The sequence below is a fragment of the Mesorhizobium sp. WSM4842 genome (assembly GCF_055901575.1).
The window spans coordinates 3,863,178-3,885,291 of sequence record NZ_CM148372.1; the positions used below are offsets into that span (position 1 = coordinate 3,863,178).

At 62.1% G+C, this 22,114-nt stretch carries 21 protein-coding genes; 8 read left to right on the plus strand and 13 right to left on the minus strand.

The window, feature by feature from the left end; all coding sequences use genetic code 11:
* The first annotated feature begins 49 nt into the window (after positions 1-49).
* Positions 50-949 carry a LysR substrate-binding domain-containing protein gene (locus AC0NIE_RS18695; RefSeq protein WP_029351948.1) on the plus strand — a complete coding sequence of 300 codons (900 nt, stop codon included), beginning with the start codon at positions 50-52 and terminating at the stop codon, positions 947-949.
* Between the two features lies 1 nt (position 950).
* Here the strand turns inward: AC0NIE_RS18695 and AC0NIE_RS18700 are convergent, their stop codons facing one another.
* From AC0NIE_RS18700 to AC0NIE_RS18740, 9 genes are all read right to left on the minus strand, one after another.
* Positions 951-1,934 carry an alpha/beta hydrolase gene (locus AC0NIE_RS18700; protein WP_473486603.1) on the minus strand — a complete coding sequence of 328 codons (984 nt, stop codon included), beginning with the start codon at positions 1,932-1,934 and terminating at the stop codon, positions 951-953.
* 268 nt (positions 1,935-2,202) lie between these two features.
* Positions 2,203-2,388, minus strand: a complete 186-nt coding sequence (locus tag AC0NIE_RS18705) for a hypothetical protein (RefSeq protein WP_473486602.1) — start codon at positions 2,386-2,388, stop codon at positions 2,203-2,205.
* Between the two features lie 190 nt (positions 2,389-2,578).
* Positions 2,579-4,708, minus strand: coding sequence for an ASKHA domain-containing protein (locus tag AC0NIE_RS18710; RefSeq protein ID WP_473486633.1), 2,130 nt, complete (start codon positions 4,706-4,708; stop codon positions 2,579-2,581).
* Complete coding sequence (locus AC0NIE_RS18715; RefSeq protein ID WP_077383680.1) at positions 4,659-5,633, minus strand: methyltetrahydrofolate cobalamin methyltransferase; 975 nt, start codon at positions 5,631-5,633, stop codon at positions 4,659-4,661. Before AC0NIE_RS18715 ends, AC0NIE_RS18710 begins: the two co-directional genes overlap by 50 nt.
* Before the next feature lie 79 nt (positions 5,634-5,712).
* Positions 5,713-6,804 (minus strand): methylenetetrahydrofolate reductase, encoded by a 1,092-nt coding sequence (locus AC0NIE_RS18720; protein WP_473486601.1) that lies wholly within the window; start codon positions 6,802-6,804, stop codon positions 5,713-5,715.
* Positions 6,801-7,400 (minus strand): methylenetetrahydrofolate reductase C-terminal domain-containing protein, encoded by a 600-nt coding sequence (locus AC0NIE_RS18725; RefSeq protein ID WP_095494586.1) that lies wholly within the window; start codon positions 7,398-7,400, stop codon positions 6,801-6,803. Before AC0NIE_RS18725 ends, AC0NIE_RS18720 begins: the two co-directional genes overlap by 4 nt.
* Complete coding sequence (locus tag AC0NIE_RS18730) at positions 7,393-7,695, minus strand: virulence factor (RefSeq protein ID WP_473486600.1); 303 nt, start codon at positions 7,693-7,695, stop codon at positions 7,393-7,395. The genes AC0NIE_RS18725 and AC0NIE_RS18730 overlap by 8 nt, the downstream gene beginning before the upstream one ends.
* A 240-nt stretch (positions 7,696-7,935) precedes the next feature.
* The gene (locus tag AC0NIE_RS18735) at positions 7,936-8,847 is read right to left on the minus strand and encodes a fatty acid desaturase (protein ID WP_473486599.1); all 912 of its coding nucleotides are present in this window, start codon (positions 8,845-8,847) and stop codon (positions 7,936-7,938) included.
* 282 nt (positions 8,848-9,129) lie between these two features.
* Entirely contained in the window at positions 9,130-9,702 is a 573-nt protein-coding gene (locus AC0NIE_RS18740) for a DUF4893 domain-containing protein (protein ID WP_473486598.1), read from the minus strand.
* A gap of 123 nt (positions 9,703-9,825) precedes the next feature.
* On the opposite strand from AC0NIE_RS18740, the gene AC0NIE_RS18745 reads away from it, so the two are divergent.
* Positions 9,826-10,749 (plus strand): NAD-dependent epimerase/dehydratase family protein, encoded by a 924-nt coding sequence (locus AC0NIE_RS18745; protein WP_473486597.1) that lies wholly within the window; start codon positions 9,826-9,828, stop codon positions 10,747-10,749.
* Between the two features lie 56 nt (positions 10,750-10,805).
* On the opposite strand, the gene AC0NIE_RS18750 is transcribed toward AC0NIE_RS18745, so the two are convergent.
* A complete protein-coding gene (locus tag AC0NIE_RS18750) occupies positions 10,806-11,435 on the minus strand; it encodes a DUF1638 domain-containing protein (RefSeq protein ID WP_473486596.1) in 630 nt (209 codons plus the stop codon).
* A 64-nt stretch (positions 11,436-11,499) separates the two neighbouring features.
* Here AC0NIE_RS18750 and AC0NIE_RS18755 point away from each other — a divergent pair, with 64 nt between their 5' ends.
* Together AC0NIE_RS18755 and AC0NIE_RS18760 are read left to right on the plus strand one after the other, a co-directional pair.
* Positions 11,500-11,640 carry an EncA/B family entericidin gene (locus tag AC0NIE_RS18755; protein WP_473486595.1) on the plus strand — a complete coding sequence of 47 codons (141 nt, stop codon included), beginning with the start codon at positions 11,500-11,502 and terminating at the stop codon, positions 11,638-11,640.
* Between the two features lie 280 nt (positions 11,641-11,920).
* Positions 11,921-12,136, plus strand: a complete 216-nt coding sequence (locus AC0NIE_RS18760; protein ID WP_473486594.1) for a hypothetical protein — start codon at positions 11,921-11,923, stop codon at positions 12,134-12,136.
* A 1,140-nt stretch (positions 12,137-13,276) separates the two neighbouring features.
* Here the strand turns inward: AC0NIE_RS18760 and AC0NIE_RS18765 are convergent.
* Positions 13,277-13,471, minus strand: a complete 195-nt coding sequence (locus AC0NIE_RS18765; RefSeq protein WP_473486593.1) for a hypothetical protein — start codon at positions 13,469-13,471, stop codon at positions 13,277-13,279.
* Between the two features lie 1,344 nt (positions 13,472-14,815).
* The gene (locus AC0NIE_RS18770) at positions 14,816-15,514 is read right to left on the minus strand and encodes a corrinoid protein (protein WP_095494578.1); all 699 of its coding nucleotides are present in this window, start codon (positions 15,512-15,514) and stop codon (positions 14,816-14,818) included.
* A 270-nt stretch (positions 15,515-15,784) separates the two neighbouring features.
* Here AC0NIE_RS18770 and AC0NIE_RS18775 point away from each other — a divergent pair, with 270 nt between their 5' ends.
* The 4 genes from AC0NIE_RS18775 (at position 15,785) to AC0NIE_RS18790 (ending at position 20,978) form a co-directional block, all read left to right on the plus strand.
* Positions 15,785-17,359, plus strand: a complete 1,575-nt coding sequence (locus tag AC0NIE_RS18775) for a trimethylamine methyltransferase family protein (protein ID WP_473486592.1) — start codon at positions 15,785-15,787, stop codon at positions 17,357-17,359.
* An 89-nt stretch (positions 17,360-17,448) separates the two neighbouring features.
* Positions 17,449-18,138: a hypothetical protein gene (locus AC0NIE_RS18780; RefSeq protein ID WP_473486591.1), complete on the plus strand. Its 690-nt coding sequence runs from the start codon at positions 17,449-17,451 to the stop codon at positions 18,136-18,138.
* Between the two features lie 162 nt (positions 18,139-18,300).
* Positions 18,301-18,861 (plus strand): RNA polymerase sigma factor, encoded by a 561-nt coding sequence (locus tag AC0NIE_RS18785; protein ID WP_473486632.1) that lies wholly within the window; start codon positions 18,301-18,303, stop codon positions 18,859-18,861.
* A 2-nt stretch (positions 18,862-18,863) separates the two neighbouring features.
* Entirely contained in the window at positions 18,864-20,978 is a 2,115-nt protein-coding gene (locus AC0NIE_RS18790; RefSeq protein ID WP_473486590.1) for a vWA domain-containing protein, read from the plus strand.
* Positions 20,979-21,090: 112 nt separating this feature from the next.
* Here AC0NIE_RS18790 and bmt read toward each other — a convergent pair whose 3' ends face one another.
* Entirely contained in the window at positions 21,091-22,107 is a 1,017-nt protein-coding gene (gene bmt, locus AC0NIE_RS18795; protein WP_473486589.1) for a betaine--homocysteine S-methyltransferase, read from the minus strand.
* Between the last annotated feature and the right edge of the window lie 7 nt (positions 22,108-22,114).

Genomic DNA, 22,114 nt, shown 5'->3' on the forward strand with positions numbered 1-22,114 from the left:
AACGAAATGGAATGATGGTTTGCATCAGAAAAATTGAAGGTGGATCCCGATGAACGCCCCACTCAATCATCCGTTGCCGCTGCTCGATCTCGACGTCTTGCGCACCTTCGTGGCAATCGCCGAGACCGGCAGCTTCACCACCGCGGCCAATGCCGTCTTCCGCACGCCGTCGGCCGTTTCCATGCAGATCAAAAAGCTGGAGGACATTCTTGGCCGCTCCGTGTTCGCGCGCGATGCGCGCTCGGTGACGCTGACCACGGATGGCGAGATGCTGCTCGGCTACGCCCGCCGGCTGTTGTCGATCAACCGCGAGGTGGTATCGAAGTTCATCATCCCCGATATCGTCGGGGTGGTGCGGCTCGGCTCGCCGGACGATTATGGCGAGCGCGTGCTGCCGCATGTGCTGAAGCGTTTTGCGCAGTCGCATCCTTCGATCGCGGTCGACGTCACCATCGACCAGAGCAGCAATCTGCGCCGGCGCATGGACGACCGGGCGCTCGATATCACGCTGCTCACCAATTCCTACAAGACCAGCGCACTCGGCGCCGAAGTGCTGCTCACCGAACCGATCGTCTGGGCCGGCGCCAAGGGTGGCTGCGCGCATCTGCGCGAACCGCTGCCGGTGTCCTTGTGGGAAGAGGGCTGCGCCTGGCGGGCCGGGGCGCTCGAAGCGCTCGGCCGTGAGGGCCGCAACTATCGCGTCGCCTATATGAGCGCGCACACGGCCGGCCAGCGCGCCGCAATCATGTCCGACCTCGCGGTGGCGCCGCTGCCGAAATCGTTCCTCGGCAGCGACATGGTCGAGCTTTGCCCGAAGGACGGCATGCCGGATATCGGCACCTACAATCTGGCCATGGTCGTGGCGCCGGACGCCAGCGCGCCGGTGAAGGCGGTCGCCGACCACATCCGTGCGACCTTCGAAGTGTTCAGGGAAACCGGGAAATTTTGATTCAGGACCTCAACGGCGCAGCCAGGTTGTGAGCGGTGACGTCGCGATCTGTCCTTTGCAGCGCCAATTCGCCGGCCTTGGCGTGATAGCTCTCGGTTTCGCTGGTTAAAAACGCCACGATGCTGTCTCGCGCGCGACGCGCTTCTGGCATGTCGATCAGCGGCCAGACATGGAACATGCCTTGCTCGTGGACGACCTCTATCTCGACACCGGCGGCACGGGCCTTTTGCGCGAAGACCAGATTGTCGGGGGTCAGCATATCGCGCGAACCGGTCAGAAGCAGCGTTTTCGGCAACACCGAGAGGTCACCGTAAAGCGGGCTGATGCGCCAGTCGCTGGGATTTATGCCGGCACTGTAGAGCCGGACCGCCTCCAGCCCGCCAGGAATTCCCAGCCACGGATCGTAGCGTTCCGCCTCGAACACTTCGGGGTTGGCAAGCGACAAATCGAGGCCGGGCGAAATCAGCACGTGGCGCGACGGCAAGGGCTGGTCGTCTTCCGCGGCCATCATGGTCAGCACCACGGCCATGTTGCCGCCGGCGGAATCACCCATGAAGACGATGTCTTGCGCTTCCGTCTCGTCGAGCATCTGACGGTAGACCTTGCCGACCATGCCGAACATGGCGTGGAAATCGTGTTCGGGAGCAATGGGATAGATCGGCACGGTGATACCGAAGCCCAGCCGGTCGGCCATATCGGCGATCAGTCCCCAGTGATAGGACGTGATTTGAAAGACATAGGCGCCGCCATGCAGGTAGAGGATACGCTTTCGCTCGCCGGTCTTTGGCGCGATCTCGTAGACGGGAAAACCGTCCACGCTGCACGTTGTGATCTCGAAACGCGACCGCAGCGATGCGGGCGGCTGGTGGTTCTCCGTCTTGCGCGCATAGGCAATCCAGCGCTGCAGGTTTTCCGGGCTGGAGAAGGCTTTCTTGCGGCTATACCTGAGCACGAAGGAAACGACGTGGCTTTTGATACTTGGCATGCGGACACACGGACTTCGGCTGAGCCGACTAAGAGAACCCCTCGCTATCGAAGATCGTGCCTTCGCCCAGAATGTCAAGATTTGCACGGTTTCAACACGGTTGTGTGATTCAGCCATAAGCAAGACCGGCGGTGGTCATTGCCCATGTGCCGCCGCAACGCTCATCGCGGAGGCAGCAGTGCGGCGCGCAGCCGACTGTCGCTTGCTGCCGGAGCCGCATGACGGCTCCGGCGCTTGGCCAGCAGCTTGCATTTGTCGGCGAAGGTCATCAGCGCGCCGAACCCAGAAGCAGGGCCGGGGAGGTGACCTGCGGGTCTTCGCGCGGCGACACGGGCCAGCCGATGTCCCTCTGAATTTCGGGCGGCAGGCTGTTCAGGGCCCGGACCGACCTGTTCCTGTTGTGCGCATGCCTGATGGCCGCACCAAAGCGGCCGAGGCTCTCGAACATCGACATCTTCATCTCCCTTGGAGTGCTGCGGCGGCTGAAAGTTATTTCCTGCCTGCCGTTCAATGCCGGTTAAATGCGCCATGCATGTATCTGGTGGATTTCACGAAAACAGCGCCTTGTTTCAGTTTGGGCTGATCCGGAAACATTTGCATGCAAACGAGAATGAGGGCGAAGTGCAGCTTTTAGCAGCGGGATGCTACCCCCGGCCACGCCGTGCCGCGTGGCCTTCGCGCGAACGCCGCCGCGGGGCGGCATCGCCGGCAATGCCGTCCTCGCTGACGGTCTTGCGCGGTGGCAGTTTCACCGCCGCCGATAGTTTCGGGAACGGGTCGACCTTGTTCGGCAGCGCCATGGCATAGACGAAATGCTCCTGGAATCTCGGCTCCAGCGCGGTCTCGATCTTCTCGATCCGGCTCACCGTTTCCTCGATCTCGCGGCGATAGCCGCGGTTCAAGAGTGCCATGCGCGCGCCGGCCCCGGCGGCGTTGCCGACGGCCGAGACCTTGTCGAGATCGCAGTCGGGGATCAGTCCCAGCACCATTGCGTATTTCGGATCGATGAAGGAGCCAAAGGCGCCGGCGAAGTGGATGCGATCGACATGATCAGTATGCTGCTTTTCCATCAAAAGCTTGGTGCCGGCATAGAGGGCGGCCTTCGCGAGTTGGATGGCGCGCACATCGGTCTGGGTGATGGTGATCCTGGGTTCACCCTCCTTCAGCACGTAAGAGAAGGTGCGGCCATTCGCGGTGACCCGCGGCGAGCGGGCGGAGAGCCCGCCATCGACGACACCGTCCTCGGAGATGATGCCGGCCAGATACATTTCGGCGACCACCTCGATGATGCCGGAGCCGCAGATACCGGTGACGCCGGTTGCCTGCACGCTGTCGAGGAAGCCGGGTTCGTCGGACCACAGTTCCGAGCCGATGACGCGGTATTTCGGCTCCAGCGTGTCGGGATCGATGCGGACGCGCTCGATGGCGCCGGGAGCGGCGCGCTGGCCGCCCGAGATTTCAGCGCCCTCGAAGGCCGGACCGGTGGGCGAGGAGGCCGCCACGACCCGCTGGCGATTGCCGAGCACGATCTCGGCATTGGTGCCGACGTCGACGATCAGCATCATCTCGTCCTGGCGGTGCGGGCCTTCCGACAGTGTCACCGCCGCCGCGTCGGCGCCGACATGGCCGGCGATGCAAGGCAGCATGTAGAGCCTGGCGCCCTGGTTGAGCTTCAGGCCGATATCCGACGCCTTGATGTGCACGGCACCCGAGACGGCCAGCGCGAAGGGTGCGCCGCCGAGTTCGGTCGGGTCGATGCCGAGGAACAGATGGTGCATGATCGGATTGCCGACGAAGACGGAATCCAGGATGTCATTGCGCTGGACATTGCCTTCCGCGCAGACCTTGTCGACGAGACCCGAGATCGCCTCGCGCACCGCGACCGTCATGCCCTCGCGGCCGTCCGGGTTCATCATCACATAGGAAACGCGGCTCATCAGATCCTCGCCGAAGCGGATCTGCGGGTTCGACGTGCCCGACGAGGCGGCGACGCGGCCCGACAGCAGCGACACCAGATGCATGGCGATGGTGGTCGAGCCGATATCGCAGGCAAGCCCGTAAGCCTCGTTCTTGAGGCCGGGCCACAACGAGATGACCCGCGCGATCTCGCTTTCGGCATCCTTATGGATGGCGGCGGTCGCGGTCCAGTTGCCCTTGCGCAAGATGCCTTGCACCTGCGGCAACAGATGGAAATCGAAATCGAGGCTCTTGAGCCCCCAGTCCTTCATCAGCGCGATCTTCAGGCGATCGAGATCGCCTGATGGATTGTGCATGTCGGGCTCGTCGATCTCGACATAGCACATGTGGATTGCCGAATCGCGGGCGATGACCCGGGTGTCGGCGTCCTTGCGGATGGTCTGCGCGTTGATGACCGTGTCCTGCGGCACGTCGACGACGAGATCGCCGAGGATCTGCGCCGAGCAGGACAGGCGGCGCCGTTCGGGGAGGCCGCGCACGCGTTCGTAGCGCTCTTCCTTGGCGCCCTTGGGCGAGATGTGGTCGTTGGAGGAAACGATCTTGTGCTTGGCGAAATTGCCTTCCTGCACCTCGACCTGGCAGCGCCCGCAAGTGGCGCGTCCGCCGCACACGCTCTCGACATAGACGCCGAGCTGGCGTGCGGCATCGAGCACCGGCGTGCCGACCGGAAACCGCCCGCGCTTGCCGGACGGCATGAACAGCACGAGCGGATCGGTAATGTTGGCAGGAGAGTTCACGATTGCGCGCTTATCCTCGGGCCATACGGGCTTCACGGCCGCCGCGCCGGCGGCCGCCATTGCCATTGCCTTCGCCCGGCGCATTGACTTGTGTGGGCGCCGCGATCGCCTGGCCGCCTTCGGCCGGCTTGTAGTCCTTGTAGGTCCTGATCCAGTTGGTGCAGTTCTCGTCGGTGCCGTTCAGCACATTGGCGCCGCGCACCGCCTCCATCTCCTGCGGCCGCACCGGGTTCATGATCGCCGAGGTCATGCCGGCGCCGATCACCATCGGGATGAAGGCGGCATTAATGCCGTGGCGATGCGGCAGGCCGAACGAGATGTTTGACAGGCCGCAGGTGGTGTTGACCTTGAGCTCTTCACGCAGCCGGCGCAGGAGGGCAAAGACCTGGCGGCCGGCGTCGCCGAGCGCGCCGATCGGCATGACCAGCGGGTCGACGACCACGTCATGCGCCGGAATGCCGAAATCGGCGCAGCGCTCGACGATCTTCTTGGCGACGGCGAAACGCACATCCGGATCCATCGAAATGCCTGTCTCGTCATTGGAGATGGCGACAACCGGAACATTGTATTTCTTGACCAGCGGCAGGATGGCTTCGAGCTTCTCTTCCTCGCCGGTGACGGAATTGACCAGCGGCCGGCCCTTGGCGACCTTGAGCGCCGCCTCGATCGCGGCGGTCACCGAACTGTCGATCGACAGCGGCAGGTCGACCAGCCCCTGCACGATCTCCAGCGTCTGCACCAGGAGGCCGGGTTCGGTCTCGTTCGGGTTGACCGAGGTGACGCCTGCATTGACGTCGAGCATGGTCGCGCCGCAGGCGGCCTGTTCCAGTGCGTCCCTGATGACGGTATCGAAATTGCCTGCGATCATCTCAGCCGCGAGCTTCTTTCGCCCGGTTGGATTGATGCGCTCACCGATCACGCAGAAGGGCTGGTCGAAGCCGATAATGATTTCTCGTGTCGCCGAGGCGACGATCGTCCGGGTCATGAAATCTCTCCCTCGTGATATAAAGACTTCTTTATATCGTTTCTGATTTCGATCAAGCGAATGGTGACCGTCCGCGCCATCAATGCGCGGTCTTGACCATGTCGACCTGCGTTTCGGTGATCTCGTCGTGCAATATGTGGTCGAGCCGCTCGGCGACGAGCTGGTCGTCGCGGCGGATTTCGCGTTTCCAGGGCTGGCGGCCCTTCAGCACGCCCGATTCATCGACGATCTCGGCGACATATTCCTCCTGGCGATAGGCCATCACATGGACGCCGGAGACGCCGGGAATTTCCTTCACCTCGTTGATGATGTCGATGCAGAGCTGCTTGCCCTCTTTCTTCTGGTCCTGGGCGCCTTCCAGCCGCTTGACGATCGAGTCGGGGATATGAATGCCCGGCACGTTGGAGCGGATCCATTTGGCGGTCTTGGCCGAGGCCAGCGGCCCGACGCCACACAGGATGAAGCATTTTTCCGTGAAACCGAGATCGCGGACCCGCTGCATGTAGGTGCGGAACATCGGCACGTCGAAGCAGTACTGGCTCTGCACGAACTGCGCGCCGGCGGCGATCTTCTTGCCCAGCCGGTAGGGGCGGAAATCGATCGGCGGCGCGAACGGGTTGATCGCCGCACCGAGAAAAAGCTGGGGCGGCGTCGTCAGCTTGCGGCCGGACAGGAACTTGCCGTTGTCGCGCATGATGCGGCAGGTTTCGAGCAGCGACATGCAGTCAAGATCGAATACCGGCTTAGCGCCTGGCTGGTCGCCGGCCTGCACGCCGTCGCCGGTCAGGCACAGCATGTTGGCGACGCCCATCGCCGCCCCGCCTAGCACGTCGCCCTGGATGGCGATGCGGTTCCTGTCGCGGCAGGCGATCTGCATGATCGGGGCATAGCCCATGCGGGTCAGCAGCGCACAGATGCCAACCGACGACATGTGGCAGTTGGCGCCCGACGCGTCGACGGCGTTGATGGCGTCGACCCAGCCGTCGAAGATCTTGGCGCGGTTGTAGACGTCTTCCGGATCGGCGCTGTCGGGCGGGTTGAGCTCGGTCGTCACGGCGAACTCGCCGCGTCTCAGGACGCGCTCCAGCCGGCCGCGCGAGGTGTGGCCGGGCAGGGGGTCGAGCGGCAGATGGATGCCGGCCGGGTTCTCGTCGGGCTGGCGGCCGATCATGCCGGTGCCCCGGTGTTCGGAGCGTTGCGCGCGGCTTCGCGGGCGGCGGCAGCCTGTGCGGTCACCCGCAGCCATGCCGACGTCTCACGCAGCGACTGGTCAACCGGCTTCTGCACGTCGAGAATCTTGTCGCCATGCACCATGTTTCGCGAACCTTCCCAGGCCTTGACCCAGACGCACGGCATATCAGGCTCGACCTCGCAATTGCCGTTGGCGCGCACACCGCCGCAAGGGCCATTGCGCAATTGCTTGGGACAATTCATCGGGCATGACATGCCGGTAGAGGAAAGGATGCACTGGCCGCACATGCGGCAGTCGAACATAAAACCCTTGACGCGTTTTTCGACGAATTTGATCGGACCTTCGACGCGGCCGTAACCGATGCCCTTCCACAGCGGATGGAGGAGCAGAAACATGTCGGAGAACCTGGCGTAGAACCATTCGAGCAGTCGCGAGTGGCGGACGGACCACAGCCGGACAGCGAAGGAGCGCTGTACGCGCCGCTGCGGCGACACGTCGGCCGGCTTGTAGTCGGATTTCGGCGCTGCCTTCTTGACCAGAGTGGCCTGGGTAATCGCCGGGGTCGTTTCAGACATCTTCTTTTCCGCCCGCCTTGACCAGAGCGACCAGCCGCTCGCGGTCGTATTTCGCGTCGATGTCCTGAAAGGCTTTTTCGGCCTCGCCTTCAAGATCGTCGCTGACCGGCACGGGGTCGGCCTTGCGCCATTCGGCCAGGTAGTCGTCGGTGCCGCCGGCGCCGGTGCGCATCGCGCACATGTCGATCGCCTCGGTAAAGCGCAGCGGCATTTCGCGTTTGGCGTTCTGCCGGCCTTTCTTGACGATGACCTGGGCGGGGATGTCGCGCCAGTAGACGACGATCAGATCGGCCATGAATTCCTGCTCCCGTAGAGCGCCGTGGTCCAATCGGATGGACAAAGGACGCTCTACCACTTTGACTCAGCTGCATCGTGCTTTCCGGAGATCGATCTTCAGGCCGATGCAGTGGTTCCGAGCATTGCCGGAACCGCTGTTGGGCTGCTTGTTATGGGACGACGCGCGCGCATTCAAAAGCGACGCAATTGGAGGCCGAAAGGGAAAGATGAAAGTTTTCGGTATTTGGCTTGGTATGGATCAGCCGGCGCGACGATCGAAGCTGCCGACAAGCTTCCTGTGGAAGCGGACATAGCCTCGCTCGGTCGTGCGCAGATGTTCGGCGACAATCTGGTGGAAACGCGGCAGGCGGTGAAAGGGAACGGCCGGATAGGAATGGTGCTCGGAGTGGTAAGGCATGTTCCACGCCACGAAGCGTATCAGCCGTGTGGTAAAGGTGGTGCGGGTGTTTTCGAGCATGTTGGCGACATGCGGGCAGAGCGCGTGCTCGGCCAACAGATAGGCCCGCAAAAACGGCTGGCCGACGAGCACCGGCACAATCCAGACCCACAGCAGCAGCGCCGACTGCACGGCCAGGGAGGCCGCCAGCAGCACCGCATAGGCGATCAGAAACCAACGTGCTTCCGAAATCACCTTGTCGCGGCCATTGTCCGGCACGAAGCCGTCGCGGTTGCGGCCGGCCGCGTTGACGACGATCACGCGCGCCATGCCGGTACAGTAGGGGACGCCGGAGAGATAGCGCAGGTACTGGGTTATGGTCTCCGGTTTCGGAGCCATCAGTTCGGGATCATTGTCCGGATCGTGCGTGTGGCGATGGTGCGCGAAATGGAAATAACGGAACCATGCCGGCGGCAGCAGGATCAGGAAGCCGGTCACGGTGGCGATGGCGCGATTGAGCCACGGCGTCCTGAAGGCCGTTTCGTGGATGGTTTCGTGCAACAGCGTGAAGAAAAAGACGATCAGGATCCCCTGCGGCAGCACGAGAACCGGCCAGAACGGAATGCGGGCGGCGATCAGCGCACCCAGCAGGACGACCAGCCCGCCGTGAACAGCCAGCCGGATAATGCCGGGCCTGTCCAGTTTGGCGGTGAGGTCGCGACGATCACCGACCGAAAGGCTGGCGATGATGGTGCGGTGGTCGATTTCGCTCATAGGGGCCAAGCTTATCGCCGGGGCGCTGTCCGGTAAATCGGCGCTCGTTGCCAGACGCCGGTTTTTGCGCCGGTCCAGAGATAGAACCAGATCGTCGGATGACCACTGTTTCGAGGGCAGGCCGGGATATGATGTGGCAAGCTTGCGGCTGCGCATCCCTGACCGCCTCGATGCTATCGCGTGAGAATGCCGCCTGCCGCAGCGCGTAGCTTGAAATCGTATCGCCTGCCTCAGGCTTGCCGCGCACCTGCCGCAGCACGCCGCAAGCTAGGGATCGCGGGCTCAGCGCTTGAATTCAAGGATGTCGAGCTTCGATTCGTAATAGGGCGCCGGGAACTCGATGCGCCATTCGTTGGCGCTGTTGCGAAAGGTATAGCCGACCTGATCGCTTTGTGGGCCGCCGCCATAGGGTTTTGCAGGATCGTCGTTGACAGAAAGGGAGCCGAGATAGATCGAGCGCTTTTCGCCGTCGTCGAAGAAACGTCCCTTGGTGCGCTGCGAACCGGTGATTTTTTCCAGCATCCAGCCCGAACCGTCGTCGCTCACCTTGCACTTGAACCAGCCATAAATGACGAGCGGACTCAGCCCGCCGGCCTTGATGGTACGGCACTGCCAGTTGCCGGTCAGGTCCTTGTCGGAAAACGAGACCAACGGCTTTGCCAGCAAGGCGTCGAGCTGCTTGATATCGGCGGCGTCGCCAGCCCTGGCTTCGTCAAGGGCTGCCTTGCGCGTCTCGTCATATTTGTCGAGCCGCACCTTGTCGGCGGGCGTGATCAGCTTCTGCACCTCGCCATCGGCGAGCGCGGGCAGAGCGAAGCAGACAACGCCTGCGGCAATCAGGAGGCGAGCGACCATCGGTGTGTGTCCTGGTCGAAAGCTGGATCAGCCTGTTTTCTCGTTTGGCATACAACTTACCCGTTCGCGGCGACCTGTCATCCGTGCTTAACAGCGATCGGGTTAAAAATCGTGATTTCGCCGATGCGGATCTTGCTTTCGGGATCGTCAGGCTGGCTGGGCAGCGCGCTAGCGCCGCGCCTGCGGGCTCTTGGCCATGGCGTCATCGGCCTCGATCCCGCCCCGTCGGCGCAAACGCAGGTGATCGGCTCGGTCGCCGACCGTGATCTGGTCATGCGGACGGTCAGGGAAAACCGCATCGAGGCGATCATCCACAGCGGCGCGCTGCACAAGCCTGACATCGAACACAACCGTAATGAGGATTTCATCGAGACGAATGTGCGCGGCACGCTCAACCTGCTCGACGCGGCGGTGACATCAGGCGTTCAGCGCTTCATCTTCACGTCGACGACCTCGCTGATGGTCTCGAAAGCCATAAGCGCCGGCTTGACCGGCGGTGCGGGCAGGGCCGCCTGGCTGACGGAAGACGTGTCGCCCGAGCCGCGCAACATCTACGGCGTAACCAAGCTTTCGGCCGAGCATCTTTGCCGCCTCTATCACATCCAGTCCGCACTGCCGGTGATCGTGCTGCGCACTGCCCGGTTCTTTCCCGAAGCAGACGACATGGCGCATGCGATCGAGCAGTCGGACGCCAACACCAAGGTCAATGAGCTGTTGTTCCGCCGACTGACGGTGGAAGATGCCGCCGAGGCCCATGTCGCGGCGCTGGAGAAGGCGCCACAACTAGGCTTCGACATCTTCATCATCTCGGCGCCAACGCCGTTCCGGCCTGATGATTGCGAGGCATTGATCGCTGACGCGCCGCCCGTCGTCGCCCGCTATTTTCCGGAATTTCCGGCGCTCTATGCGCGAAAGGCCTGGACGATGTTTTCCTCGATCGACCGCGTCTACGACGCCTCGCGGGCGCGGGACAGGCTGGGCTTCGTCTGCAAGGCGAGCTTTGCCGCTGTGCTCGCCGGGCTTGCAGCGGAAGATGGTGCCGCCTGATCGAACGGTCAGCTGTGTGCCGCGGCGCTGGCCAGCTCCGTCGTCAGATCGAACGGTCAGCTGTGTGCCGCGGCGCTGGCCAGCTCCGTCGTCAGATCGCCATAGCCGGTCGAGCGGCGCTCATAGGCGAGGCCGAGCATTTTCGCCGCCTTCTCGGCGACCTTGTCGAGTTCCGGGTCGTCGGTCTGGGCGATATAGATCAGCTTCTCGTAATTGCCGAAATAGTCCTTGATCAGCTCGGGATGCCTGTCGAGGCCGAGCGGCTTCATGAAGAAGGCGTCGAACTGCCGGCACAGGAAATCGGTCATGTAGAACGACATCATGTCGTCGTCGGCGACCTTCGCATAGGCGTCCATGCCCTGGTAGAAGGCAAAGCAGTGCGGACCGGCCATGCGCTCGACGCCATGCTTCTCGCAGACGCGGTCAAGCAGGCCGCCGGTGCCGCAATCGGCATAGCCGACGAAGATGTTTCTATAGCCGTCCGCCTTGGCCTTCTCGATTGCCTTGTCCATGGCCGGCGCGATGCGGTCCGGGTAGAAATGGAACTCCGCCGGCAGGCAGGTCAGCTCGAGATGGTCGAGGCCCAGCTGCTCCTTGACGGCCAGAACTTCGCGCGCAATCATCCCGCAGGCGATGACAAGCAGCCTGTCGCCTTGATCGGGTTGTAGCTTTCGCGCAATGCTCATAGAACCAGTCTAACCGATTTTCGTTGCTGTCCCACGAATCTATCTGTTGAGGGAGATACCATTCATGAAACCGCTACGCATTGCACCGATCGCAATTCTCGCTTGCGCCCTGGCACTTTCGGCCTGTGCCAACACCATCCGTGGCGTCGGCAGGGACGTCAAATCGACAGCCAACGCGGTTGAGGACACGGTCGAGAACCCCTGATCCGCAGTCTCGCCAACGCGCATTGCTCTCAAGATAGCTCAAGCGATGCGCATTAAGTCCTTGTAACATCTGGGAACAAGAAAGTCGTGCTGCAAGGCGCGGATCGGTTTTTGGTCCATGCCGAATTCGCCCAGATGAGGCCGAAGCGCGGACGTCGTGTCCGCCTATTGCAATTATTTTCGTTGGGGCGGGCACGAAAAGTTGACTTTTCGAGCGGGGGATATGCCGTTAATCTTTTCTGGTACCCTCAACAACGAAGCTAGAAGCTAGGAGCCATAGGATGAAGACCGCTCTCTTAGTTGTCGCCGCTCTGGGCCTTTCGGTGTCCGGCGCCGCAGCGGAATGTGTTGGCCACACTAAAACGACGGCTTCCGTAGATCAGCAAACCAAAGCTGCAAGCGTAGATCAGCAAACCACAGTCGCAAGCGTCGCAAATACGCCGACAACTGCCGACACGCCGATCCTGAAAAAGGAAGAGGCAAAAGAGTCAGAATAGGCGCTTCAACCCGCCCGAACGCTCCGAGCGAGGCTTGCCGCGCTCAACTTCCCGTCCAAAGTTTCACCGGTATGTTCGCTGCGGGGCGCTGTTGCTTGTTGATGTCAAGACATGCCAGCGTCACGCGCCGCCTCGGCCTGGTATAGCATAAGTACGGGCTGTCGTACTTATGCTTCGGTCTCCTCTTTGGTCTGCCATCCCCCAGCCGCGCGGGCGAAATATCTAAATATCCTGGCATTCCAACGGATATTTATTGTAACGCCGTGACGAGCAAGCAGCAACAGGATAGTATCGGCTCGAAGGAGGGGCTGGTGCTATGGGAATACTTCGACCGCGACAAAAGCCCAAGAAGGCTTACCCAAACAGCGACCGCTTTGAAGAGGATGGTCGCCGCATTTACAGTGCCTATGAAGGAACTAAAAGGCGCCACCCTACAGCTTCAGTGCAGCGCGCTCGTTTTGTCGCGATCATTGCCGTTACATCTGCCATCGCGGTGGTGCTGGCGCGGTGGCTATGGCACCTAGGGTGGTGGCAATGAACGTTTGCAGTGCGCCTAGGGAGATCCGCCTTTGAGGGCGATCAGGCCGATCAGGATTGCGCTTGCCGCAGCAATCGACGCCCACCAAGTTGCATTGCGCGAAGGTCGCCAGTGTTGGCGGTGTCTAGCGCGCTTTCGCCACTGGCCAGACCGATTATCGTAGCGCGATTTTTCCACGCCCCCCATTCCCAAAGTCAACAACGCGTTTGTTGCCGATTGGAGTCCAGACGCGCGCCCAAGGGTCGGCTTTAGGCGGCGCGCGCCAACGGCTATTCCCAAGGCCATCGGCCCGCGCATGGCGGGAGTGCAGGTTTTAACCTCACCGATCGAAACCGACTTCATCACAATGAACGGCGACAATCTCAAAGAGTCAGGGCATGACCGGCGCATCGGAATTCTGCTGGATCGAATAGATGTGTTGGCTGGGAAATAGCACAGTTAGGCGCTCCGCGAAGGTAATCGCTGAGGCTGAGCGCGCCGAACGCGCCGCAAAGACGGCAAGATTGAAATCCCTTCGCATGGCAACTCAGAGTGACTTGAATGTTTCGTTTCCGGAGGAGCTCGATTGCTCGCTCCTCGTCGCGGCACTGATTCAAGGCGAATCATCGGGCCAGCCTTTCAATCGTCTCAATGATGGATTTGGCAAGGGCTTCGCCTTCATGGGCAGGCTCGGATCCGAATAGCAACAAAACTGCTTCCTCGCTCGGAGGCAAGCCGGGCCGGCAGGTCGGTTCAATAGCCATGCGAACCAGTTTGAGGGCGGCCCAGGCGCTGCGGATGTTCTGTTGGACTTCCATGCTAGCCCAACATGTCACGCAGCGGCTTCCTGCGCTCCTGCGGCCGGTATTTCTCCATCCGCCTGACCTTATCCAAACCCACCGTAACCAGCGATCCAAGGTCGATCGTCACCTTGCCGGCCTCCTCGTCTATGCGCGTAATCTCGCCAGAAAGCTCAATATGCTGGCCGCGCTTGACCTTTGTAGAATCGCGGATGGAGTGCCGGAATTCGTAGGAGGGGATGGAGACGCTTACGCGGTCCCTCGCTTACCGCCTTCGCACAGTGGCTGTGATCGCCACCACGTCAAGAGGTTGCTGATAGACGAGACAACGCGCTTCGCTCTAGCGGGAACGGCCCAGCGGCTTGGTTGCGAGGGGGACTGGCAGCTGGAGGCCGCTGGGCCTTGGCCAGCTAGCTTAAGAGGAGGCGCTGTGCTGGCTGACCAAAAACTTACGCTCAAGGCAACGGAATAGCATCATTCGAACGAACACTGTTCGTCAGCATGTTCCTGATGCTGGACATCCGAAGGGCAAGCCAGGCCAGCGGACTATGAGGAGCCGCATTTTGCCCCCATGTCGAGCGGCTGGCGGAACCTATTGTTCGGTCGGCAGCGGCTCATGGTCGGGGAGATGATGATGCAGCACCTCGGCAAGGTTCCGCTTGTCGAACGTTTGGGCCAAACGGGGCGTTTGAAAGACGGCCCGACAGCCAATCGGGGGGCGACAAGCTGGCCGCCGGGCCTAACCAGCGGGCAATTGGGTCCGTTCGCCGGTTGGGCCGAACTATAGGTCATTCCATGCAACATTTCTAATTTAGTAAAATGGTCATGATCCGTTCCCTTAGTCATCAAACCGGATGAGCCTAGAGTCAATTTGGTGCCTAACGGGAGGAAGAGTGACCGGCATCCCGCCTCCGTTTTGCGGTGCTGATCAAGCGGAACATTAGGAGTTTCTAACAGTTATCTGGGAGCAGTGGGCCTATCCCCGCTTGGCCCCCGCTGCAGATCGGGCCCCAGCCCGATCGGCCCGCGCTCAGAGGAGGAGCGCGGGCTTCTCCTTGTCAGTGCGATACGCCAGATAAAGGGATGGCCGGCGCCGCTTTGGGGGGCGTTGGGGTAGAGTGCCTTGTAGGGCGCCGGCCGGGCGGCGTTGGGGTCCGCCGCACGAATAAGCTAACACAGGTTGGGACCGTGGGTATGGCGTGATCGCGGAAGTACCGTGCTTCCAATAGCTAGCCGGCCAGCGCCATGCCGACGGCAATGCCTATGCCGATCGAGAATCCAGTGGCGAGCTTGCCGCCGAGGTCAAAGGCGCGCGGGGCCGACGGCACCGGGCCAGTCCCTGCGGGGAGTTGGTTAAAAAGCTCAGGCCGAAGCGCGGACGTTGTGCTTGCGCTTCATGAAGTCCTTGGCGGTCTCGACCGCCACGGCAGCGTCGCGGCAATAGGCGTCGGCACCGACTGCCTTGCCGAACTCCTCGTTGAGCGGCGCGCCGCCGACCAGCACGACATAGTCGTCGCGGATGCCCTTTTCCTTCATCGTATCGATGACGACCTTCATGTAGGGCATGGTCGTCGTCAGCAGCGCCGACATGCCGATGATGTCGGGCTGGTGCTGCTCGATGGCGTCGAGATATTTTTCCACCGCATTGTTGATGCCGAGGTCGATGACGTCGAAGCCGGCGCCCTCCATCATCATGCCGACAAGGTTCTTGCCGATGTCGTGGATGTCGCCCTTGACGGTGCCGATCACCATCTTGCCCTGCTTTGGCGCGCCGGTGGCGACGAGCAGCGGACGCAGGATGAACATGCCCGCCTTCATCGCGTTGGCCGACAACAGCACTTCCGGCACGAACAGGATGCCGTCGCGAAAATCCTCGCCGACGATGCGCATGCCTTCGACCAGCGCCTCGGTCAGCACCTTGTAAGGCGCCCAGCCGCGCTCGAGAAGGATGTTGGTGCCTTCCTCGATCTCTTCCTTCAGCCCGTCATAAAGATCGTCGTGCATCTGCTGCACGAGCTCGTCGTCGGAAAGCTCGGAAAGGATGATCTCGTCGTCGGCCATTTTTAATCCAGCTCCTTGCCGCACGGATACAGTTGCGGGGCCTCAAATATCACGTCAATACCTAACCCGCTACAGGCTTGCGTCCATAGCTGATTTGCGACTTCCCGCAAAAGGAAAGCGACTGCAAATCTATTGGAATTCTTGTCGATTTTGCGACAGGCGTTGGCGCTGGCGGGCCGTTTCGAATAGGGTGCATGACTACGATCCGGCCAGAAGCCGCGATATGCGGCCGTAACAATTGCGCCAGAACAAAGTCAGGGAAGAACGATCATGAGTGAGAACACGGCGGTCGACCAGGAAGCGTCAAACGCGCGGCGCGGACGCGCCGCCAGCGGTGGCGCCGCTGCCCGGCGGGCGGCGCGCTCGGGTGGCGGCCCCGGCACCCAGCTCACCTACATCAAGCGCAAGATCAACGTCTATGAGGTGCTGGACGAGGAAGGGCTGGCGCTGATCGAGAAGAACACCGACACGGTGCTCGAGGAGATCGGCATCATCTTTCGCGACGACGCCGAGGCGCTGCAACTCTGGAAAGAAGCCGGTGCCGACGTCAAGGGCGAGCGCGTGCATTTCCCGAAGGGGCTCTGCCGCTCACTTTTGAAAACCGCGCCGTCCGTCTATACCCAGCATGCCCGCAATGCAGAACGTTCGGTGCAGATCGGCGGCAACGCCACGGTCTTCGCGCCGGTCTACGGCCCGCCCTTCGTGCGCGACCTCGATGGCGTCAGGCGCTATGCGACGATCGAGGATTTCCAGAATTTCGTGAAGCTCGCCTATATGGCGCCGTCGATCCACCATTCGGGCGGCACGGTGTGCGAGCCGGTCGACGTGCCGGTCAACAAGCGCCATCTCGACATGATCTACAGCCACATCAAATATTCGAATAAGCCGTTTATGGGCTCGGTCACCGCGCCGGAGCGCGCCGAAGACACGGTTGCGATGGCCAAGATCGTGTTCGGCGACGATTTCGTCGAGAACAATACGGTGCTGACCAGCCTGATCAACGCCAACTCGCCGATGGTGTTCGACGAGACCATGCTGGGCGCGCTGAAAGTCTATTCGCGCCACAACCAGGCCTGTATCGTCACGCCGTTCATTCTCGCCGGCGCAATGAGCCCGGTGACGGTCGCCGGCACGCTGACCCAGGTTCTGGCCGAAGTGCTGGCCGGCGCGTCGTTCACGCAGCTGATCCGGCCGGGCGCGCCGGTGCTGTTCGGCACCTTCGCCTCGTCGATTTCGATGCAGTCGGGCGCGCCGACCTTCGGCACGCCGGAGCCGTCGCTCGTCTCCTATGGTGCGGCGCAACTCGCCCGCCGGCTTGGCCTGCCGTTCCGCACCGGCGGCTCGCTGTGTGCTTCGAAGATACCGGACGCGCAGGCGGCTTATGAGAGCGCCAACACACTGAACTCGACGATCCTTGCCGGCACCAACTTCGTGCTGCACTCGGCCGGCTGGCTCGAGGGCGGGCTCGCCTCCTGCTACGAAAAATTCATGATGGACATCGACCAGCTCGGCATGACGCAGAAGTTCTCCGAAGGCGTCGACCTGTCGGAAAACGGCCAGGCGATGGACGCCATCCGCCAGGTCGGTCCGGGCAGCCACTATCTCGGCTGTGACCACACCCAGGCCAATTTCCAGACCGCCTTCTACCGTTCCAATATCGCCGACAACAATTCCTACGAGCAGTGGCTGGCCGAGGGCGAAAAAACCGCGCCGCAGCGCGCCAACGAACTCGCCCGCCGCTGGCTGGAAAGCTACGAGGCGCCGCATCTCGATCAGGGTATCGACGATGGGCTGAAGGAGTTCATCGCCAGGAAGAAGGCGTCGATGGCCGACGCCTTCACCTGAAAGGAGCCCGAGTCAGGCGGGGCTAAAGTCGCCAACATCATCCACAAGGAAGTCTGGCGGAGCGCCTTCTCCGAGCCGGACAGGAAGGGATGATCCTCGAGCGCAGCCTGATCGAAAATATGGCGGCAGCGCTTTCCGCCTCCGGCCTCATGCTTCGCGGCGGCTTCAATTTTGCAGGCGGTGAGGAAACACCCTCCGGTCTCTCCGGCGCTGTCGCCAAATCCGTCCTGCTGGTCGGGCAGGCGGGCGCCGCGCCATGGCCGCATTTCCTGCGCTGGCGGGAGAGTCAATTGCAGACCGTTGCCAATCCGCTCGACACCTGGTCGCGCGAAGTCATCGGCGCGGTGGCGAAGACATTCGGGGCGCGGGCGGTTTCGCCCTCCGACAGGCCGTATCTGCCGTTCCAGCAATGGGCGATGCGGGCGGAGGGCTTGCGGCCGTCGCCGCTCGGCATCCTCATGCATCCGCAATACGGGCTCTGGCACGCCTATCGCGGCGCGCTGCTGTTCGAGGACGAAATAGCGCTTCCAGAACCCCGCGACGTGATTCACCTTTGCGATGGATGTCTCGACAAACCTTGCCTGAAATCTTGTCCGGTCGGTGCCTATTCTGCAGATGGTTTCGCGCATGGAACATGTCTGGCGCATGTGCGTGGGCAAAACGGCGCGCCTTGCCGGACCGGCGGCTGTCTCGACCGCAACGCCTGTCCCTACGGCGCGGCCTATCGCTATCCACCACAGGTTCAAGCCTTCCATATGACCGCGTTCGCGAGCCTGTAGCGTCGCCGAATGCCGCACGGATTTGCAGGGGTTGTCCCATTGCGACTTGCCCTGTTGGCCTGCGTGGATATCGCGCGACCGTGGTCGTCGTCTGACGGCTGACAAAAAAATTCTTTCCATTGCCCAAGGAATCGCCGCTAGCCTTCGTCCAACAGGCAAATGATGGCGCTGATGCTGGATGAAAGCGAAGCCTCCGACGCCGAGCTGATCGGTCGGGCGAAGGGCGGAGACAGGGGGGCTTTCGGCAAATTGCTCGAAAGGCACTATGACTTCGTCTATCGCGCCGCGTATCGCTGGTGCGGGAAAAAGGCCGACGCCGAGGATATCGCCCAGGAAGTCTGCGTTCGGCTCGGCCGGGCGATCCGCGACTATCATGGCAGCGGCGCCTTCACCACCTGGCTCTACACCATGACGCTGAATGCGGCACGCGACATGATGCGAAAAACCGTCCGCGAGACGATCAAGACCGAAGCCTACGGGGCTTATGAGCTGATCTCGGGAGAGGCCCCGGCCGAGCCCGAAGATCCAGCCGAGGCGCTTTGGGCGGCGGTGCGGATGCTGCCGGACAAGCAGCGCGACGCGGTGCTGCTCGTCTATGGCGAAGGGCTGAGCCACGCACTCGCTTCCGAGGCGATGGGCATCTCGGAGTCGACGGTTTCCTGGCACATCCATGAAGCGAAGAAACGGCTGAAGACGCTCATGCTTTCAGCCGGGGAAGTGTGATCATGGTTGACGACAACGAACTCAACAGGCTGCGCGACATCGCAGCACCGGCACCGGGCACCGACGCGAAGGCGCGTGCCTTCGAGGCCGCCATGCGGGCTTACGACCTGGACGAAAAAACGTCACCTGCCGCCCAAGGATCGGCGAAAGGGCTTCGTCTCACAGAGCGAGCACAAAAGCTCTGGAGCGAAATCATGCAAAAGAAACTCCTCGCCACCCCGGCCATTGCCGGGCTCATCGTCCTGCCGATCGCCGGATACGTCACCATCTATATGCTGCAGGAGCAGCCGTTCCATTCCGGTGGGGACGAGAAGATCAGTGAAACGCTGGCCGATAAACCAGTGGCTAAAGGCCCGGCAACGGTGAGGCCGCTCACCGTAGCCGAGGCCGACAAGCGGAACAAAGCCGATGCCGACGTCGAAAGCCGCGACGCAGCCGAGGCGCTTGCGCCGGCATCGCCGCCGAAGCCCGAATCGAACGCGATGGGTGGCCTGGTGCAGCAGGATATGGTGGCTCGCAATGCGCCCGAGCCCTCGCCTCGCGAGGCGCTGGCTGGCGGTTCAAGTACCGCGGCTCCTGCAGCCGATGGCGCCGCGCGGGTTGGCCGTGTGACCGGTACTGTGGCCCAATCCAAGTTGATGGCTCAGCCTTCGACCGCCCCGGCCGACCAGATGCTGCCGCAGGAGCAAAACCGCGACCGCGTCGAGGATTTCAAGAGCAATCCGGTGCGTGCCGCGCTCGAAGACCCGGTGTCGACCTTTTCGATCGACGTCGACACTGCCTCCTATTCCTTCGTGCGGCGTTCGCTCAGGGATGGTGTTGTGCCGCAGGCCGACACGGTCCGCGTCGAGGAGATGATCAACTACTTCCCCTATGACTGGAAAGGTCCGGACGTTGCCTCGACGCCGTTCAACTCGACCGTCAGCGTCATGCCGACGCCGTGGAACGAGCACACCAGGCTGATGCATGTCGCCATCAAAGGTTTCGACGCGAAGCCGGCCGAGCAGCCCAAGGCCAATCTGGTCTTCCTGATCGACGTGTCGGGCTCGATGAACGAGCAGGATAAGTTGCCGCTCTTGCAGTCCGCCTTCCGGCTTCTGGTCAACAAATTGAAGCCCGACGACACGGTTTCGATCGTCACCTATGCGGGCGATGCCGGCACTGTCCTGGAGCCGACGAAGGTTTCGGAGAAGGACAAGATTCTCAATGCCATCGACACGTTGGCGCCCGGCGGCAGCACTGCCGGCGAGGCGGGTATCAAGGAAGCCTACAGGCTGGCGCAGAAATCCTTTGTCAACGACGGGATCAATCGCGTGATGCTCGCCACGGACGGCGACTTCAATGTCGGCCAGACCGACGACGACGATCTGAAGCGATTGATCGAAAAGAAGCGTAAGACCGGCGTGTTCCTGTCGGTGTTCGGTTTCGGGCGCGGCAATCTGAACGATCAGATGATGCAGACCATCGCCCAGAACGGCAACGGCACCGCCGCCTATATCGACACTTTGGCCGAGGCGGAGAAGGTGCTGGTCGAGGATGCGTCTTCGACACTGTTCACCATCGCCAAGGACGTGAAGATCCAGGTCGAGTTCAACCCGCAAAAAGTCTCGGAATACCGGCTGATCGGCTACGAGACCCGCGCCTTGAACCGCGAGGATTTCAACAACGACCGCGTCGATGCCGGCGAGATCGGCTCCGGCCATTCGGTCACTGCGATCTACGAGATCACGCCGAAAGGCAACGGCGGCGAGCAAATCGATCCGCTGCGCTACGGCCAGGCTGCAGTGAACAATGGCGGCGTCGCCAATGCCGACGAATATGCGTTCGTGAAGATCCGCTACAAGTTGCCGAATGAGGGTGCCTCGAAGCTGATCACCACGCCGGTCACATCGGCCAATGAAGTGGCTGATTTCGACCAGGCCAGCACCGACCAGCGTTTCTCCGTTGCCGTCGCGGCCTTCGGCCAGAAGCTGCGCGACGAGGATGCGACCGCGAAGTTCGGCTACGACAAGATCCTGGAGATTGCCACTGCCGCCCGGGGAGCCGACCCGTTTGGGTACCGGTCCGAGTTCCTCTCGCTGGTGCGCCTTGCCTCGGCGCTCGGCGGTAACCGGTAATGGTGATGACGGCCGGTTTCCTCAGATGGAATCGTCCTGATACGGGAAACCGACACACGGGCGGGTGAGACAGGCCGGCAAGGAAAACCTTGCCGGCCTTTTTCAACATTTGTCAGGCGCGGCTACGCCGGCGCTCGCGGCGGGCTTCGCTGGTCTCGACGGTGTTGACTGTGGCTTGCTTGTTGCGCATCGGGCCGATGCGCTCGACGATTTTCTCAACGGTCGGGCGATCCGACCTGGTGTGCGCGTCGAGTGCCTTGCGCATGGCGGCGAGGTGGGCGAACGAGGTGCCGCAGCAACCGCCGACGATTTTGGCGCCGGCATCGACGGCCAGCCTGACATAGTCGGCCATCAGTTCGGGCGTGCCGGAATAATGGATTTCTGCGCCGCGAAATTCCGGAATGCCACAATTGCCCTTGACGATCACCGTCGCCTCCGGCTTCGCCTCGGTCATGTCGAGCAGCGAAGCGAGGATGTCGGAGGCGCCGACGCCGCAATTGGCGCCGACACCGAGCGGCGCCTGCGGCAGCCCATCGGCGACGCCATGGATGTCCTTCGGCAACAGCCCCATCATGGTGCGGCCGGCGGTGTCGAAGGAGCCGGTATAGGTATAGGGCAGGCCGACGCGGATCGCGGCTTCGGCTGCGGCGCGGATCTCGTCCGGCGCCGACATGGTCTCGATCCAGGCGACTTCGGCGCCGCCGGCCTTCAGGCCCTCGATCTGTTCGGCAAAGGCCTCGACCGCCTCGTCATAGGTCATCGCGCCGAGCGGCACCAGCAACTCGCCGGTCGGGCCGACCGAGCCCGCCACGATGACCTTGCGGCCTGCTTTATCGGCGACAGCGCGGGCGATCTCGGCGGCGCGCTTGTTCAGCGCATGCACGCGGTCCTGCGCATGGTGCAGCTTCAGCCGGTGGCGGGTGCCGCCGAAGGAGTTGGTGAGAATGATGTCGGCGCCGGCATCGACGAAGTTCTGGTGCAGACTGGTGATGGTGTCGGGAGCCGTCTCGTTCAGCAACTCTGGAGCCTCGCCAGCCTCGAGCCCCATGGCGAACAGATTGGTACCGGTGGCGCCATCGGCAAGCAGAACGCCCTTTTCGGCAAGCAGCGCGTCAATTGGATTGGTCATTGGAAAT

Bases quoted from the DNA above. Each gene is read 5' to 3' on its own strand.
- AC0NIE_RS18695 (WP_029351948.1), top strand. From the start codon at position 50: ATGAACGCCCCACTCAATCATCCGTTGCCGCTGCTCGATCTCGACGTC.
- AC0NIE_RS18700 (WP_473486603.1), bottom strand. From the start codon at position 1,934: ATGCCAAGTATCAAAAGCCACGTCGTTTCCTTCGTGCTCAGGTATAGC.
- AC0NIE_RS18705 (WP_473486602.1), bottom strand. From the start codon at position 2,388: ATGTCGATGTTCGAGAGCCTCGGCCGCTTTGGTGCGGCCATCAGGCAT.
- AC0NIE_RS18710 (WP_473486633.1), bottom strand. From the start codon at position 4,708: ATGGCGGCCGCCGGCGCGGCGGCCGTGAAGCCCGTATGGCCCGAGGAT.
- AC0NIE_RS18715 (WP_077383680.1), bottom strand. From the start codon at position 5,633: ATGACCCGGACGATCGTCGCCTCGGCGACACGAGAAATCATTATCGGC.
- AC0NIE_RS18720 (WP_473486601.1), bottom strand. From the start codon at position 6,804: ATGATCGGCCGCCAGCCCGACGAGAACCCGGCCGGCATCCATCTGCCG.
- AC0NIE_RS18725 (WP_095494586.1), bottom strand. From the start codon at position 7,400: ATGTCTGAAACGACCCCGGCGATTACCCAGGCCACTCTGGTCAAGAAG.
- AC0NIE_RS18730 (WP_473486600.1), bottom strand. From the start codon at position 7,695: ATGGCCGATCTGATCGTCGTCTACTGGCGCGACATCCCCGCCCAGGTC.
- AC0NIE_RS18735 (WP_473486599.1), bottom strand. From the start codon at position 8,847: ATGAGCGAAATCGACCACCGCACCATCATCGCCAGCCTTTCGGTCGGT.
- AC0NIE_RS18740 (WP_473486598.1), bottom strand. From the start codon at position 9,702: ATGGTCGCTCGCCTCCTGATTGCCGCAGGCGTTGTCTGCTTCGCTCTG.
- AC0NIE_RS18745 (WP_473486597.1), top strand. From the start codon at position 9,826: ATGCGGATCTTGCTTTCGGGATCGTCAGGCTGGCTGGGCAGCGCGCTA.
- AC0NIE_RS18750 (WP_473486596.1), bottom strand. From the start codon at position 11,435: ATGAGCATTGCGCGAAAGCTACAACCCGATCAAGGCGACAGGCTGCTT.
- AC0NIE_RS18755 (WP_473486595.1), top strand. From the start codon at position 11,500: ATGAAACCGCTACGCATTGCACCGATCGCAATTCTCGCTTGCGCCCTG.
- AC0NIE_RS18760 (WP_473486594.1), top strand. From the start codon at position 11,921: ATGAAGACCGCTCTCTTAGTTGTCGCCGCTCTGGGCCTTTCGGTGTCC.
- AC0NIE_RS18765 (WP_473486593.1), bottom strand. From the start codon at position 13,471: ATGGAAGTCCAACAGAACATCCGCAGCGCCTGGGCCGCCCTCAAACTG.
- AC0NIE_RS18770 (WP_095494578.1), bottom strand. From the start codon at position 15,514: ATGGCCGACGACGAGATCATCCTTTCCGAGCTTTCCGACGACGAGCTC.
- AC0NIE_RS18775 (WP_473486592.1), top strand. From the start codon at position 15,785: ATGAGTGAGAACACGGCGGTCGACCAGGAAGCGTCAAACGCGCGGCGC.
- AC0NIE_RS18780 (WP_473486591.1), top strand. From the start codon at position 17,449: ATGATCCTCGAGCGCAGCCTGATCGAAAATATGGCGGCAGCGCTTTCC.
- AC0NIE_RS18785 (WP_473486632.1), top strand. From the start codon at position 18,301: ATGGCGCTGATGCTGGATGAAAGCGAAGCCTCCGACGCCGAGCTGATC.
- AC0NIE_RS18790 (WP_473486590.1), top strand. From the start codon at position 18,864: ATGGTTGACGACAACGAACTCAACAGGCTGCGCGACATCGCAGCACCG.
- bmt (WP_473486589.1), bottom strand. From the start codon at position 22,107: ATGACCAATCCAATTGACGCGCTGCTTGCCGAAAAGGGCGTTCTGCTT.